Here is a 16,710-nt window from a genome sequence, read left to right as displayed (position 1 = left end):
AATTCTACAATTCTACAACTCTGTTTCTTCCGCTTTCTTTTGCTTCATAAAGTGCTTTATCAACACGTTTTATAGCATCATCTTTATCTTTTTTATCTAATAGATTAGTTACACCCAAACTAATTGTAATTTTCGGTAAACCTTTGATATCTAATTTTTCAACTCTCATGCGAATTCTTTGTGCTATATTAAACGCTTTTTTTTCGCCTAAAAAAGGAATCATAATAATAAATTCTTCGCCACCCCATCTGACAAAAATATCCCTACTTCTAAGCTCTTTGGAAACACATTTACAAAGTTCTTTTAAAACTTTATCTCCGATATCATGTCCGTAAGTATCATTGACCTTTTTAAAATGATCAATGTCAAACATAATAAAAGAAACTTTTTCTTTTAAATTATTAAAAATTAAGTTAAATTTTTCTCTATTATAAATGCCTGTTAAATTATCATGATATGCTTTATACTCATATTTTTTTGCCTCTTCCATTAATTCAGTTACATCGTCAAAATATATTAAAAATTTTTTATCAGTATAAGAAGAAAACCTAACCTTAAATACACGGCTTTCATAATCTTTATTTAGCATGACAACAGTTTGCTTAATCTTTGGAAGTTTCTTTAATACATCTATCCAATTATCTTCTTTGGGAACTAGCCCAAGATGAAAATAATCATTGTGTTCAATAAACCTATAACATATACACTTTGTATCTTCTTTAAATTTATCCAAACTATCATAGCCAAAAAACTCCAATAATTGTTTGTTGGCATTAATCATATTTTCACCATCAGTTTCTATTAGTATATTATTAAACCGATTAAATAAAAACTCTCTACTTTTGTGCTCTAATTTCAGATCTTCTATTGTATTTTTTAAATTTTTTTCTGCTTCTTTAAATTGTGTTATATCTTTTCCAACTGAAAGTACTACTTCAAAATTGCCGTCTCTATCAAAATATAGAGAATTATTCCAAGAAAACATTTTTAAACTGTTATCTTTGCAAACTATTTCATTTTCATTTCCCCAATGCATATTTTTATTTTCTATAACATCATGAAATACATTGTCAATTTCTTCATCATATAAGCTTGGTATAAAAATTTCTATCCAATTTTTACCTATAAGTTCTTCTCTTTTGTAACCTGTTAAATCTTCAATATAACTATTAACATATAATATATTTGCTTTTTTATCAAGCATCAATATAACAACATTTGCCGTTTCATGAAGAAGTTTTACATAACTTTCTAAATCAAAAACTGGAATATTCTCTTTCATTTTTATCCCTTTTGTATACTTAAGCCAACATTATACCCACTAGCCCAGGCAAAGTGCAAATTATAACCTCCACAATCACCATCAACATCCATAACTTCTCCACAAAAGTAAAGCCCTTTTGCAAATTTTGATTCAAGAGTATTAGGATTTATCTCTTTTGTATCAACTCCACCTGCACACACTTCAGCACTTTTAAACCCTTTTGTATCCTCTACATGTAACGCAAAATTTTTAAGTTCATACACAAGTTTACTAAGTGATTTTTGATTTAAACTTGAAGCCAATTGTAGATTTAGCTTTTTTGCCAAAAAAAGAGCCAATTTAGAATTTAAAAATCCATCAAGCCAATCTTTTACACTCTTTTGATGTGCGTAATCAAGTCTTTTTTTAAGTATGTTTTTTAATCTTTCTTTACTAAATTCAGGAAGTAAGTCAACTATGACTTTTACATCTTTTTTATACAACAAAGCATGAGATGCAATCCTGCTAATATCTAAAATAACACTTCCAGATACCCCATAATTTGTAAATAAAAAATCACCCTCTTTTTCTAATCTTACTTCATTATCAACAAGCAGTTTAACCTTAGCATTTAGCTTAACACCAGCCACACTTTTTAAATCCTCTTTTGTTACAAGTTGTACCAAACTAGGATGTATAGAAACAATCTTATGTCCAAAACTCTTGGCTAACTCATATCCACTAACACTTCCTCCAAGAGTAGGCATAGCAATTGAGCCCGCTGCTAAGATAACTTTGTTCGCTTTATAAGTTTTATCATCTTCTACATGTAAAGAAAAAAACTTCTCATTTTTTGAAATACTTTTTACATTTGTATTTAAAATAAATTCTACTCCAAGTCTTTTTGCCTCATATACAAGCTGATTTACAACACTCGAAGCTTGAAGGCTTCTAGGATAAAGTCTTCCATTTTCTCCCTCAATCATATCTATGCCTAATTGCTCAAAAAAATCTCTACATGTAGAAGTACTAAATCTAGCAATAATTGGTTTAATAAATTTTGGATTTGAAGAGTAGTAGTTTGATAATGAAATATTTTTATTTGTAATATTGCATCTTCCATTACCAGTTGCTAAAAGTTTTTTGCCTATTTTATTATTTTTTTCAAACACTAAAACCTTAAAGCCTCTTCTAGCAAGAACAATACTAGCAACCAATCCACTAGCCCCTGCCCCAATGATAGCTATCACTTATACGCACTTTCTCTTGAAGTTACATGTAAAACTAAGATTACTAATCTATTTTTATATTTTTTATACACAACTCTATAAGAGCGAAGTTTTAAACGAAATAAAGCCTCTTTTTTACCTTGAAGTTTTTTAATTTTTCCAGTTCTTAACAAAGAAATTTCATACTCATTAGAAAACTTATTAATAAACTCTTCTAAAGAGTTTATAATAAAATGCTGATGATATTTGTCTATATTTTTTAACTCTTTTTTTGTAGAACGGCTAAATTCAATGCTATACAAATTATAGACCTAACTCTTTTTTCATCTCTTTTAATGAATAAGTAGGTTCATCTGATTCCAATCTCTTCTCAGCCATTTTAAGGTCAATATAATCAAAATACATATCCAAAGCTGCTGCTATAATATGACTTTTTTTTCTGCCTAATTCCTCTGCATAGTGGTTTATATCGTTGTTTAATGATTCTGGTATTGTTATATTTAATCTTGCTGTACCCATAATTATCTCCTTTAGTGTATAATTATACACCAAATTTGTGTTTAAATCAAGCTTATACCATCTTCAGAAAGTTTAATGATTTTTTTATCAAGTAGTTCTGTTAAAGCTTTTTTATAACTCTTTTTACTAAGTCCAAAAAGCTCTTTTATAAGTTTGGGATCACTTTTGTAATTGCACTCTAAAAAGCGACCATTTTTTCTTAAAACTTTTTCTATCCTATAAGTTGCAATTTCTTCATTTGCCTTGCCAATAGGTCTTAGTGAAACATCAAGTTTTCCATCACTTCTAACTTTTTTAATATACCCAATCTTTTTTTGACCAATCCAAATATCTTCAAAAATTTCATTGTGAAAAATCATACCATCATAAAGATTATCAACGATTACTTTGAAACCTAGAGGTGTTTTTTCTCTTATGATTAATTTTACTTCTTGATTAGTTTTTAGTTTTTTAGTATCTTTTGATAAAAAGTCATTGAATTTATGAGCGCCAAAGAGTCTATCACTATCTTCATCCAAACAAACCCTAAATACAAATTTCATACCAACTGCAAGTGGTATTTTTTGATACTTTTTGGGAATAAACAAATCTTTTTGCAAACCCCAATCAACAAAAGCACCAAAATTCTCGACTCCAACTACTTCAAAATAGCCAAATTCATCAAGCATCGCTTTTGGACGCTCTGTAGTTGCAACGAATCTATCTTCAGAGTCAGTATAGACAAAAACATCTATCTCATCTCCTACTTTCATATCTTTCGTTACATAAGCACGAGGAAGAAGTACGTCATCTCCGTCAAGTGCAACCAAATAGTAACCATGGTCACTTTCTCTGTCTATTTGTAGAGTATTTACTACTCCTAATTTTATCTTTTCATTCATAACATATTCTATCGTATATTTGATAAAAACAACATATATTGGTACAATAAAAGAAATTAAAACTAGGAGTAAATCATGAAATTATTAAAGGTGCTATTTTGCATAATGTTTTTTTCAGTTTTTGCTAATGCAAGTGATGATATAAGGATTACTTACAAATCAGCAAAATCAACATCATCATACTATCAAATGGCAGTTCAACTTGGAGAGAATATATCAAAAACTTCAAACAATGAATTAAAAATAACTATAGAAGAATCTCAAGGATCTGTTCAAAATGTAAAAGAGGCAAGAAAAAGAAAAGGAAATTATGTATTTACTACACCACCTGTTTTAGTAAAACTAGCACAAAACAAAAAAGCGATGTTTAAAAAAGATAATCCTGAAGCTTATAGAAAAATAAGATCACTATTTCCAATACCATATCTAACTATGCACATAGTTGCAAGAAAAGATTCTGGTATCAAAACCTTTGACGATCTAAGAGGAAAATCACTACTTATTGGAAAAGGATCATTTGGAGCTAAAGAAGCTGCAAAATATATTAAACTATTTGGATTAGAAAAAGATGTAAAGCTAGTAGGAGCAGAACTTTCAGGAGCTGTTGCTGCTCTTAAAAATGGACAAATTGATGCTTTTGCAACAGCAGGATCATACCCTGCCCCAAATGTTATAGAAGCAGCTTCGACTGTTAAAATCAATATTTTAAGCATGAGTGATGATCAAATTAAGAAAACTAAGAGAACTAAATTAATAATTCCTGCTGGCACTTATGCTGGAATAGACAAAGATATAGTAACTACTACTCTTCCTGTTGGAGTATATACAACAACTAACATGAGTGAAGATGTAGCATATAAACTTACTAAAGCTTTTTGGGAATCTAAACCAAATTTAGAAAAACAAAACAAGTGGTGGAAAGCAATTACTACAAAAGATTTAGCAATCTTTAACACAAAATTACACAAGGGTGCTTTAAAATATTATAAAGAAATAAAAGCTAATATACCTGAGAATTTAAAGTAAATTAATATATGAACTTTACTAAAGAAAAGCTACTTTCATATAAATATTTGTTAGTAGCTTCTTTTTCTCTTATTACTGTTGGTTTTCATATATATTTGATTTTTACAGGACTAATGCCAAATTTAGTTAGTCGTCCATTACACCTTGCTCTTGTTTTGCCATGGGTGTTTTTATTAGGAGATAATTCAAAGGTATCTAATTTTACAAAATACTTTGGATTTATTTTACTTATTGCTGCTCTTTTATCCACGTATTACATAATAAATTACCATATAGACCTAGAAGATCAATATGGCTCTTTAGAAGGGAATCTTCAGCTTGTTATTTCTATAGTTCTAATTCTTTCTGTATTAGAAATGGCAAGGCGAGCTATAAAACTTGCTTTACCGCTAACAGCTCTTATTGCCTTAGCTTATGGTCTCTTCGGACACTATATACCTGGAAACTTTGGCCACCAAGAGATACCAATAGAAAGTTTTTTAGGAACTCTAGTTATAGCAGAAGGTGGTATATTTGGATCACTTACGGGAATTTCTGTAAATGTAGTTGCTGTATTTGTAATACTTGGCGCTTTTGTAGGAGTAGGTGAAGGTGGAAATGCGTTTATGTCTATGTCAACAAAATTAGCAGGAAGACTAAGAGGAGGAGCTGCAAAAGTTTCTGTACTAGCCTCAGCTTTTTTTGGTTCTATCTCTGGTTCAGCTTCAGCAAATGTTGCTTCTACTGGAGCATTTACAATACCAACTATGAAAAAACTAAACTATCCGTCAAGTCTAGCAGCAGCAGTTGAAGCAGTTGCTTCAACTGGAGGACAAATTATGCCTCCTCTTATGGGCGCTGGTGCTTTTATTATGGCTGAATTATTAGGCGTAAAATACTCTGCTATTATGAGCGCAGCAATATTTCCTGCAATTTTGTTTTTTTTTACAGTATGGATCGGTATCGATGTATTTGCAAAAAAATACAATTTAGTAGCTATGAATAAAGATGAAATTCCATCTTTAAATTATGTTTTAAAGCTAAGTCCATTTTTCTTGATTCCTTTTAGTATATTACTATATGCACTCTTATTTGTTGGACGAACTCCTCAGTTTGCTGCAGCTCTTGCAATATTTGCAAGTATTGCTTTACTCATTATAGATAAAAATTGGCAAATATCATTTAAAAACTTTATAATCAAATTTTTAGATGGTAGTATAATAGCATCTAAACAAATTTCAATTATTGCTTCAGTTATAATTTGTGCAGGTATTATAATTGGTGTTTTAAACATAACTGGTGTTGGAGTAAAAATAACCTCTGCTATTTTAGTTATTTCAAGTGGTCAACTTTGGATTGCTTTAATTTTAACTGCTATTGCTTGCCTTATTTTAGGCATGGAAGTTCCAACTACAGCTGCTTACATTATTTGTGTCGCAGTTGCCGGACCAATTTTACAAGAATATGGACTTTCTGCACTTCAAACTCACTTATTTATTTTTTGGTTTGCACTTTTATCTACTATTACACCACCAGTTTGTGGAACTGTTTTTATAGCTTCAGGTATGGCTGAGACAAACTGGATAAAAGTAGCCTCAAAAGCTATGAAACTAGGGATTGGACTTTACATAGTCCCTATAGCTTTTATAGCAAATCAATACCTAATTTATCCTGATACTCACTTTGTTTTTGCAATATTATCATTTATAAAAATTGCTTTTGGTTTAGCAATACTTTCAAATTATTTAGTAAATGATAATTTATCAAAACCGCTAAGACTTTTGATGGGATTAATTGCGATAGGGATTATAATGTTTCCATTTTAAAAACTGACCTTACGCACTATATGTAGTACTTGATGTTTTTTGCAACATTTCATTGGTAGGTAAAAAGTTGAAAAGCTACCCGTAGGTAACTTGAAACTTTTTAACGCCTGGGGGGGGAGTGTTGCAAAAAGCACCCAAAGGGTAAAACAATAAGGCATTATCTGACATCGTTAGATTTTCTCACCTTAGCTTTGGCTAGGCTTTCAAAAATCTGCCTTGCATATAACGCCTTCTTGTTTTATCAAGAACTATATATAGTGCGTAAGGTCAATTAAAATTACAAAGATATTATTTTTGTTTCATACTCTTGTATAATTTCATCAAGTCTGTTTTGTAACTCTTCTAACTCTTCAAAATCCTCTTCAATTTTTGATTCCATACTTGCTACTTCTTTGTAAAGTTCTGCTAATTTTCCACTATCGCCACTGCTTGAAACTTTTATAAGCTCATCTTGAGCAATTTGTAGTTTTTCTTCTGTTTTTATTATCTCTTGCTCTAGTTTTTCTATCTTTTTTTTCAATGGTGAAGTCTCTTTATTTCTTTGAGAAATCAGATATGCTCTTTGCTTTTTATTTTGATAGTAATCTGATTTTAGCTTAGTTTTTTCCTTTTTTTCTACCTCTTCTTCTTCCCATCCTATTTTTTCTAAAAACTCATCATAATTCCCATCAAAAAGTTCAGCCTTATCTTTGGCAAAAACTATTAATCTACTAGCAAGTGCTCTTAAAAGATCTTCTGAGTGAGTTACTATGATGCTTGAGCCTTCAAAGTTTTTAATAGCCTCTTTTAACGACTCAATCGAATCCATATCCAAATGATTTGTAGGCTCATCTAAAAACAGTAAATTTACCTCTTCAGCCAAAATCTTGCCAAGCATTACTCTACTTTTTTCACCACCTGAGAGTAATGAGATTTTTTTATCTGCCATATCTCCACTAAACATCATAGCACCACAAATACTTCTAGCTCTTGCCATAGAAAGCTTTTCGTTTGAGCCATAAATCTCTTGGAAAACTGTATTTTCTAAATTTAAATGGTTTATATTGGTTTGCCCAAAATGAGCAAATTTTGTGCTTACATGTAGATTTATCTCACCACTAAGTGGTTTTAGCTCACCGCTTAAAACATTTAAAAGAGTTGATTTACCTTTTCCATTTTTTCCGATTATCCCTAAACACTCACCTTTTTTAAGTGTAAAAGAGATATCTTCAAATAAAATCTTATCCTTAGTGTATCCAAAACTCAAATTTTTAACTTCAAGTAAATTTTTAGCAGGAGTTGGCAAAAAATTAAAATCAAACTTCAATCTTGCTTCATTTACTATATCTTCAAGTCTTTCAATCTTTTCAAGCTGTTTCATTTTTGATTGGGCTAGGGCTGCTGTTGAAGCTCTAACTTTGTTTTTAGCAATAAACTCTTCAAGCTCTTTTATCTTTTTATCTTGTGATATTTTTGTTTTTACATGTAACTCATCATTTGCTTTTAATTGTTCATAAAATTTATGTGTATTACCCTCTATTAGGCTTACTTTTTTTCTAACTATTCCCATAGTATGAGTTGTGATACTATCCATAAAATCTCTATCGTGAGTTATGAGGATTACTTCTCCATCAAAGCTTTTTAAAAACTCTCTTAACCACCTTAAAGATACAATATCAAGATAGTTTGTAGGCTCATCTAAAAGTAACAAATTTGGCTCAGTAACTAAAAGTTTAGCTAAGTTAATCCTGATTTGATAACCTCCTGAAAAACTAAGAGGATTTTTTTCTAAATCATCCTTGCTAAATCCAAGCCCAAACAAAATCTTCTCAACCCTGTAAGTATCATACTTATGCTCTTCATCAAGCGCAAGTGAAGCCTCTTTTAAAAGTGAAGCTTCGCTAAAACCAAGGTGTTGTTTTAGCGCACCTATCTTGTAGTTTTTTGGAATTGAGATTTCTCCGTCATCAGGCTGTTCTTCACCTAATATTATCTTAAAAAGAGTAGATTTTCCACTACCATTCCGCCCTACCAAACCAACACGATTTTTTGCATTTAGTCTAAAACTAAGGTTGGAAAAAAGCTCTTGTTTTGCAAAGCTTTTTGAAATATTTGTAAGTTGTATCATATAAATCTTTTTTTATCGAATTATATCATTTTAAAAACAAATTTTGAAAAGCCCTTAAAGAAGGGCTTATTAATTATACGTTTATTGAAGCTGTGTAGTTTCCGTGTAAGTTACATTTTGAAACTGCTGAGAGTGTTTTCACGTTAGATAAGTTGACTCTAGTTGCTAGGTAACCTCTTGAAGTTTCTGGCTCTAGTGAAACACTTGATACTTTTTTGCCATCTGCAAAAAGTTCTATCTCATATATCCAATGGTTTGCTGTACTTGGATGGATAATTCCTTGTTGTCCAATGTTAACTTCAACAACAGAGTACCCTTTTGCATCTTTAGCACCGACTTTAATTTCTGGTGTATGTTTTAGTTCACCTTTGGTTGGATTTGAAGGGTCTTTCATCTTCATATCCATTGTATTTACTACTAATTTTTTATCATAAGCACTTGCAACTGTTGTACTAAGTGCAGCAGCTACTGCAACTTTGAGGGCATCTCTTCTGTTCATTCTAAACTCCTTTTTATTCTTAAGTTTATATTAACATGTTTAAACTTTATTTTTAATTAAGACTTAAAAAGTCCTATTTAAACCAAATTTTTATACAACTTTTTATATAATATAACTTTACATGTAAAGAGGGTAAATGAACACGGAAGTTACTAGGATACTAAATTCAAAAAAACTTTTAACTGAGATTTATTTTGATTTGCAGTTGTATTTTGAAGAAAAATATGGCTCAAATACAATAGTTTTAATGGAAATTGGAAGTTTTTTTGAAACCTATGAAGTAAACAATGAAACACATCACATAGGAAAAGCAAAAGAGATTAGTGAACTTTTAAACATCCAACTTACGCGAAAAAACAAAAACATTATAGAAAACTCTTTACAAAATCCTCTTTTAGCAGGAGTACCTGCTGTTTCTCTTGAGAGGTATTTAAACCGTATAATTCAGACTAAAAAGTACACAGTTGTAATCATTCGTCAAAAGGGTGAGCCTCCACATGTAAAAAGATATCTCTCTAACATCATAAGTCCTGGTACGAATTTTGATTATTTGATTGAATCTAGTGAAAATTATCTTGTATCTTTATTGATTGATTGTAACCATCAAATCTACTCTGTTGGGTATAGTGGTATTGATGTTAGTACTGGAAAAACAATTATAAATGAAATTCATGGAACTAGAGAAGATAAAACATATGCGCTTGATGAAATTTTCAATCTTCTTCAAACTTATAAAACAAGTGAAATTGTTTTAACATTTAACAGTGATGATATAGATAAAGAGTGGGTTAAAAGCTATCTTGAAATCAACTCACTACACACTTCAATCAATAAAAAAAGAGCTAAAATAAACTATCAAAATGATTTATTTGAAAGAATTTATTCTATAAGGTCACTTCTAACTCCAATAGAATATTTAGACCTTGAGAGACACCCATATGCCAGTGAATCTTTAGCGATTTTGTGTGATTTTATAATAGAGCATGATGAAAATATAATTGAAAAAATGAGCAGACCAATACTACTTGGAAATAAACGCTACATGTATATTGGAAATAACGCGCTAGAGCAACTAAGCATTATTTCAAAAAATCCAAATGAAATGACACTGTTAAATCTTATCGATCAAACTTCAACAGCTATTGGAAAAAGACTTTTAAAAGAGCGACTTTTAAATCCAATTTGCGATATAAAGACACTAAATGAAAGATTTGATTTAAGTGAGCAACTTTTAAAAGATTACAAAAAATTTGAAATTGCTCTAAAACAAGTTTATGATTTAGAAAGAATTCTAAGAAGAATACAGCTAAAAAAACTACATCCTTTAGAGCTTGATTATCTAAATACCTCTCTTGAGGCGATTTTGGGTATTTTTAAAGAGGCTCAATTTAAAAAAATTCCTACACCAAAAAATCTATATGATGAGTGTGAAGCACTTTTAAAGATCATTCAATCAACATTTCTTTTAGATATATGTGCAAAATTTAGAAAAGAGCAAATCGATGAAAACCTCTTTTTAAGCGGTGTTCATCCTCAAATTGATAAGATCATAGAACAAAAAGAATCTGCTTATAAAAAGATTGAACAAATAGCTCTACATGTAGAGAGTCTTTTTGAAGAAAATGCTAAAAGTTCAGTTTCTATCAATTGGCTTGAGAGTGAGGGGTATTATATCTCATTGACCAAAAACAGATATGCGATTATAAAAGAAAAGCTCTATAACTCATTTGTTACCATAGATGGAGTGCATCATTTTTTTAGGGATTTTAACTTTAAGATTCTTAAAAATTCAATTAAAATAACTTCTTTGCTAACTGAAGAAATTTCAAAAGAGATAAGCCTTTCAAATATCAAAATGATTGCTTTGGTTAAACAAAGATTTGATGAGAGTTTAGAAAAAATAGAAACTATGTTTTCTCATACGATTGAACATCTCATAAGTTTTGTAGGAACTCTAGATGTTGCAATTTCAAATGCTAAATGTGCAAATATGTATAATTATACTAGACCAAGTTTGATTGAACCAAGAGATGATAAAAGATTCATAGAAGCAATTGCTCTTAGACATCCTATAATAGAATCAAGAGAAGAAAATGGTATATATATTCCAAATGATATTATTTTGGGTGATATTCCAACTGATATAAAACATGATCACATAATGTTAGAAGATTACAATCTTAATGAAATTAGAGGGATGCTTCTTTATGGGATAAATTCAAGTGGAAAGTCATCTTTGATGAAATCTTTGGGAATCAGTGTCATCATGGCTCAAGCCGGTTTTTTTGTACCATGTGCATCTTTGAAATTTAGTATATTTGATAAAATTTTTACAAGAATTGTAAGTCACGATAATCTATATAAAGGGCTATCAACTTTTAGCATTGAAATGTTGGAGCTTAAAAATATTTTTAATCGTGCAAGTAAAAACTCTTTGATTTTAGGAGATGAAATAAGCCATGGAACAGAAACTGGCTCAGCTTTAGCGATTGTAGCAAGTGCAGTTGAAAAGCTTTATAATCTAAAATCTATTTTTGTATTTGCAACTCATCTTCATCAACTAAGTGAAATAAAAAGTCTAAAAAAACTTGATAAAATTTTGTATCTTCACTTAGGTGTAAGTTACGATGATAAAGAAGATAAACTCATTTACAATAGAAAATTATCTCTTGGAAGAGGAAGTAGTCTTTATGGCTTAGAGTTTGCAAAATCACTACATATGGATGAAGAATTTATAAAAAAAGCATATGAAATAAGAGATGAAATTTCAGGGGAACAAAGTGAATTAAAACTTTTAAAAAGAAAAAAAAGAAGCAAATACAATAAAAATGTACTTTTAAGTAAGTGTGCACTCTGTGATGAAGTTGTAGAAGATGTTCATCACATCAACCCACAAAAAGAAGCTAACGAAAAAGGCAATATTGCTCATTTTCATAAAAATCACAAATACAACCTCATCCCACTTTGTAAAAAGCACCATAAAATGGTTCATGAAGGAAAAATAATCATTCAAGGATTTGTAATGAGTGAAGATGGATTAAAGTTGCATTATACACATATCAAAGATTAAATTTTTTTAAATACTCAACAATTTTATCAAAAGAAATAGGTCTACTATACATGTAACCCTGCCCTTCGTAACAGCCTCTTTGCTTTAAAAAATCATGCTGTTCTTCGTTTTCTATTCCCTCAGCAATTACACCTAAACCCAAACTTTTACTCATAGCAATAATTGTACTAGTTATTGCCATATCATCATGGTCACTAGGAATATCTTTTATAAATTCTCTATCAATTTTTAGTCTATCAACAGGCAAACGCTTTAAATAACTTAAAGAAGAATATCCCGTTCCAAAATCGTCAATTGCTAAAGTTAAATCATGTTTTTTAAATTTGGTAAATAATTCAATAGAGCGCTCTGGATTTTGCATCATATGACTTTCAGTTAACTCAAGCTCTATGTTGTTTCCATTTATGTTATTCTCACTTAATATTTGAATTATATCATCATAAAAATTTTCTTCTTTTATTTGAACAGCTGATATATTAACTGAAATTCTAGCATCAAATAAACCAAGAGATAATAGTTTATTTAAATCTTTACAAACCATTTTTAAAACTATTTTTCCTATGCTAATGATTTGTCTTGTATTTTCAGCAATTTGTATAAATTTATCTGGATACAATAATCCCATTTTTGGATGTTGCCATCTAACAAGAGCTTCTAGGCCTATTATTTTGCCATCTATCAAAGAAACTTGTGGTTGATAGTGAAGTATAAATTCTTCATTTTCAATTGCTCTTTGCAACTCTGTTTTCATTAACATCTTAGTAAAAAGCTCATGAGTCATATCAGGTGCATAAAACTTATAAGTATCTCTTCCAGCATCTTTTGCACTATACATTGCTGCATCTGCATGTTTTATCAAACTTTCAATATTTCTTCCATCATCAGGAAAAACTGAAATTCCCAAACTTCCTGAGATTTTAAAACTATTGTTGTTAATCAAAATAGGCTTTTTAAAAACTGAAATAATTTTTTCTAAAACCGGCTCTAAATTTGAAATCTCTTGAAAATCCTCAATCAAAATGATAAACTCATCACCACCAAGTCTTCCTACGCTATCTTGCTCTCTTAGAACTTCTTTTAATCTAGCTGAGATATTTAAAAGTACTTCATCGCCATAAGAGTGACCAAAGGTATCGTTTATGGTTTTAAAATTATCTAAATCTAAAAATATGATTGCAACTTTACTTTTTTTTCTATTTGCTCTTTTTATTGCTTGTTTTAAATTTTCACTTATCAAAAGTCTATTTGGAAGTTTAGTTAAATGATCATGGTGAGCTAAAAATTCTAATTTTTCTTCTGATTTTTTAATCATACTTATATCTGAAAAAATCCCTACATAATATATGATTTTCCCAGCTTCATCTTTTATTGTATTGATATTTAACCACTTTGGAAAGATTTCTTGATTTTTTCTTTTTCCAAAAACTTCGCCCTGCCAAAAACCTTTTTGATTAACTTCTACTAGCATTGCCTTATAAAATTCTCTACCATAATTTATAGATATAAACAATTCTATATTTTTATTTAATACTTCATCTTTGCTATACCCTAATATCTCAGTAAAGCCTTTGTTTATATCTCTAACATGCATTTTTCTATCAACTATAACAATGCCCTCTTTAGAATTATCAAAAACTGATTTTGCCAGTATTAACTGCTGCTCAATTGCTTTTCTCTCTCTAATATCTTTTATAAAACCTATGATGTATTTGACTTTTCTATCTTTATTCATAGAATAAAAAAGACTAAGATTTACCCAAATAAGTGAGCCATCTTTGTGTATATATCTTTTTTCAATATTTGTTTTGCTTTTTTTAACTCCAGCTTTAATTAACTCTTTTCTATAAGAAAGAGACTTCTCAATATCTTCTTTATAAGTAATTTCTTCTATATTTTTACCTATTAACTCACCCTCTTCGTAACCCAATAAATCATGAGTATATTTATTTACAAAAAGAATTTCTCCTTCAGTTGATATATAGCCAATCCCTATCGCGTTTTGATTGATTATCTCTTTTTGCATAGATTCTTGCTCTAAGATTGAATCACTCATAAAGTCAACTTGATCAGCTAATTGTTGATTTGAAAGATAAAGTTCTGTAAAATCACTTAGTAATATTCTAATGATTCTTGAATCATACATAAAATCACTACTTACAGTACATCTGTAAAATCTTCCAGCAATTTCTACATTTTCTTTAATAAAAATTTCTTGCTTGTCTAAAGCTTTTAAAATCTCTTTTAAAATTGAATATGACATTATATTTTCTAGCGTATCATCAATACCAATATCAAGTTTTTCTTTTGCAGATTTATTAACCCAACTAATAACTTGAGTATTTCTAAAATCATATGCTTCTATTACTAGATCTTCAAGACTATTAAATATATTTTTTTGTGAAAGCAGTTTTTTTTCTAAAAATTTTGAGTAATTTCCTTGTAAATTGTTAAGTATGTCTTTGGTTGTAATAATATAATCAACAATTTTTCCACTCTCTTCAATTACTTCTTCAACCACAACTCTTCTTATGTTTTTTTCTTTCATTAAATTAACACAATCAGTAAGTGAATCTTTAATGGAAATTTTATATATAGGAGAGTGCATAAACTTTGATACTTTTTCTTTTTTGTTTATCTTATCTTTGGCTAAAATTAAAATATCGCTTTCAGTTAAAATTCCAACACTTTTAAGTCCATCATTTACTAAAATAGAGCCAATTTTATGCTCTTTCATGATCCAAATAGCATTTTCTAAAGTTTCATCTATTTGAACACTAAGAGCTTTTGACTCATTCATCAAAACTTCATAAATTTTTAAATTATTTTTATTTTCACATGATTCAAAAGCAAAAACAATCTCTTCTTGCTCAACTGTTCCTAAGTATCTCTTTGAATTATCAACAATTATCACTCTTCTTATGTTATGATCAACCATAAAGTTAAGAGCATATTCTAGTTTTCTCTCTTTATGAGCTTTTATTAGGTATTTTGTAGCATATTTATAAGCATTTGTTGTTTTAAAGTCTATACTTTGCTCATACAAAAAAAGGATATCTCTTTCAGTTAAAATGCCAATTGGATAATTTTGAGAATCAATAAAGACAATATAACGAAGATGTAAACTATACATCTTATCAACAACTTGCTGTAAAGTTACATCTTCGTTTAAAGTATCATCTCTTTTTTTATAAAATTGCTCTAATGTCATAAAAGAAGTTGCCTTTGAATTTCCTCTTTTTTATCTTTTGAAATAAGCTTTTCAACTAAAGTCAAGGAAAACTTTATAGCACTTTTTGGTCCATTTGAGGTGATAATGTTTTGATCACTAACGACATCTTCACTTGAAATATATTTACTTCTTTTTATATCTTCTTCAAATGAAGGATAACAAGTGTACGAGCTCTTTAAAACTCCAGCTTCATTTAGTGCGATTGGTGCAGCACAAATTGCACCTATGAGTTTACCATCATGATCCATTTCACCTAATAGTGATTTGATTTTAGAGGAATTTTTCAGATTTAAACTCCCTGGCATTCCACCAGGAAGAACAATCATATCAAATTCATTTGATTTTACATCATCTACATGTAGATCAGTTTTTATCTCAATACCATGAGCACCTTTTACACATCTTCTTTCAAGTCCAGCTGTAACTACATCAATATCTGCTCTTCTTAAGATATCGATTATTGTAATCGCCTCAATCTCTTCAAAACCAGTTGCAATTGGTACTAAAACTCTTGGCATAATAGATCCTTATTTTACTTTTTCTAGATATTCACCTTTTGCAGTATCTACTTTTATAACATCCCCTTCTAATACATGAAAAGGAACTTGAACAACAGCTCCACTCTCTAGTGTTGCTGGTTTTTTACCACCTTGAGAATCTCCTTTGAAGTTTGGAGGAGTTTCAACAATTTTTAACTCAACCACTGCTGGAGGTTCAACTCCTATTGGTTGTCCATTGTGAAATAACATATCTACATTCATTCCATCTATTATCCACTTTGCAGTATCTCCAACTTGGTCATGAGTAAGTCCGATTTGATCGTAAGTCTCAGTATCCATAAACTGCATCATTTCACCATCATCATAAAGATATTGCATTACCTTATCTTGCAAATCAGGCTTTTCACACTTATCACCAGCGTGGAAAGTTTTCTCAATAACTTTACCATTTGCATATGATTTGATTTTTACTCTAACAAATGCTGCACCTTTTCCTGGTTTAACATGTTGATATTCAACAATTTTATAAGGTATTCCATTTAACTCAATTTTAAGGCCTTTTTTTAAATCGCCCATTCCTATAGTTGCCATATAATCTCCTA

The 16,710-nt window shown here is 29.8% G+C and carries 13 protein-coding genes; 3 read left to right on the top strand and 10 right to left on the bottom strand.

Going from position 1 to position 16,710, the window contains the following annotated elements:
- Positions 1–4: 4 nt before the first annotated feature.
- From ACKGJI_RS03505 to ACKGJI_RS03485, 5 genes are read right to left on the bottom strand one after another with little or no spacing between them, the layout of a single operon-like run.
- Positions 5–1,282: a sensor domain-containing diguanylate cyclase gene (locus ACKGJI_RS03505; RefSeq protein ID WP_458701177.1), complete on the bottom strand. Its 1,278-nt coding sequence runs from the start codon at positions 1,280–1,282 to the stop codon at positions 5–7.
- 2 nt (positions 1,283–1,284) lie between these two features.
- Positions 1,285–2,493: a BaiN/RdsA family NAD(P)/FAD-dependent oxidoreductase gene (locus ACKGJI_RS03500; RefSeq protein ID WP_458701176.1), complete on the bottom strand. Its 1,209-nt coding sequence runs from the start codon at positions 2,491–2,493 to the stop codon at positions 1,285–1,287.
- Positions 2,490–2,774 carry a type II toxin-antitoxin system RelE family toxin gene (locus ACKGJI_RS03495; RefSeq protein WP_458701175.1) on the bottom strand — a complete coding sequence of 95 codons (285 nt, stop codon included), beginning with the start codon at positions 2,772–2,774 and terminating at the stop codon, positions 2,490–2,492. The genes ACKGJI_RS03500 and ACKGJI_RS03495 overlap by 4 nt, the downstream gene beginning before the upstream one ends.
- Before the next feature lies 1 nt (position 2,775).
- Complete coding sequence (locus tag ACKGJI_RS03490; RefSeq protein WP_458701174.1) at positions 2,776–2,991, bottom strand: hypothetical protein; 216 nt, start codon at positions 2,989–2,991, stop codon at positions 2,776–2,778.
- Positions 2,992–3,032: 41 nt separating this feature from the next.
- On the bottom strand, positions 3,033–3,872 hold the full coding sequence (locus ACKGJI_RS03485; RefSeq protein WP_458701173.1) for a CvfB family protein: 840 nt from the start codon (positions 3,870–3,872) through the stop codon (positions 3,033–3,035).
- A gap of 75 nt (positions 3,873–3,947) precedes the next feature.
- Here ACKGJI_RS03485 and ACKGJI_RS03480 point away from each other — a divergent pair, with 75 nt between their 5' ends.
- Positions 3,948–4,898 (top strand): TAXI family TRAP transporter solute-binding subunit, encoded by a 951-nt coding sequence (locus tag ACKGJI_RS03480; RefSeq protein WP_458701171.1) that lies wholly within the window; start codon positions 3,948–3,950, stop codon positions 4,896–4,898.
- A gap of 8 nt (positions 4,899–4,906) precedes the next feature.
- Positions 4,907–6,703, top strand: a complete 1,797-nt coding sequence (locus ACKGJI_RS03475; RefSeq protein WP_458701170.1) for a TRAP transporter permease — start codon at positions 4,907–4,909, stop codon at positions 6,701–6,703.
- Between the two features lie 277 nt (positions 6,704–6,980).
- Here the strand turns inward: ACKGJI_RS03475 and ACKGJI_RS03470 are convergent, their stop codons facing one another.
- Both ACKGJI_RS03470 and ACKGJI_RS03465 read right to left on the bottom strand, forming a co-directional pair.
- The gene (locus ACKGJI_RS03470; RefSeq protein ID WP_458701169.1) at positions 6,981–8,810 is read right to left on the bottom strand and encodes an ABC-F family ATP-binding cassette domain-containing protein; all 1,830 of its coding nucleotides are present in this window, start codon (positions 8,808–8,810) and stop codon (positions 6,981–6,983) included.
- Positions 8,811–8,883: 73 nt separating this feature from the next.
- A complete protein-coding gene (locus ACKGJI_RS03465) occupies positions 8,884–9,309 on the bottom strand; it encodes a desulfoferrodoxin family protein (protein ID WP_458701168.1) in 426 nt (141 codons plus the stop codon).
- A gap of 136 nt (positions 9,310–9,445) precedes the next feature.
- Here ACKGJI_RS03465 and ACKGJI_RS03460 point away from each other — a divergent pair, with 136 nt between their 5' ends.
- Positions 9,446–12,379 carry a MutS-related protein gene (locus tag ACKGJI_RS03460; protein WP_458701167.1) on the top strand — a complete coding sequence of 978 codons (2,934 nt, stop codon included), beginning with the start codon at positions 9,446–9,448 and terminating at the stop codon, positions 12,377–12,379.
- Here the strand turns inward: ACKGJI_RS03460 and ACKGJI_RS03455 are convergent.
- From ACKGJI_RS03455 to efp, 3 genes are read right to left on the bottom strand one after another with little or no spacing between them, the layout of a single operon-like run.
- The gene (locus ACKGJI_RS03455) at positions 12,369–15,587 is read right to left on the bottom strand and encodes an EAL domain-containing protein (RefSeq protein ID WP_458701166.1); all 3,219 of its coding nucleotides are present in this window, start codon (positions 15,585–15,587) and stop codon (positions 12,369–12,371) included. The genes ACKGJI_RS03460 and ACKGJI_RS03455 overlap by 11 nt on opposite strands.
- Positions 15,584–16,126 (bottom strand): DJ-1 family glyoxalase III, encoded by a 543-nt coding sequence (locus tag ACKGJI_RS03450; RefSeq protein ID WP_458701165.1) that lies wholly within the window; start codon positions 16,124–16,126, stop codon positions 15,584–15,586. Before ACKGJI_RS03450 ends, ACKGJI_RS03455 begins: the two co-directional genes overlap by 4 nt.
- A 9-nt stretch (positions 16,127–16,135) precedes the next feature.
- Positions 16,136–16,699, bottom strand: a complete 564-nt coding sequence (gene efp / locus ACKGJI_RS03445) for an elongation factor P (RefSeq protein ID WP_458701164.1) — start codon at positions 16,697–16,699, stop codon at positions 16,136–16,138.
- Positions 16,700–16,710: the final 11 nt, after the last annotated feature.

The sequence above is a fragment of the Sulfurospirillum sp. 1307 genome, assembly GCF_054408545.1.
The sequence above is the reverse complement of the archived record's forward strand: the minus strand, read 5'-3'. Positions and strand labels throughout refer to the sequence as shown.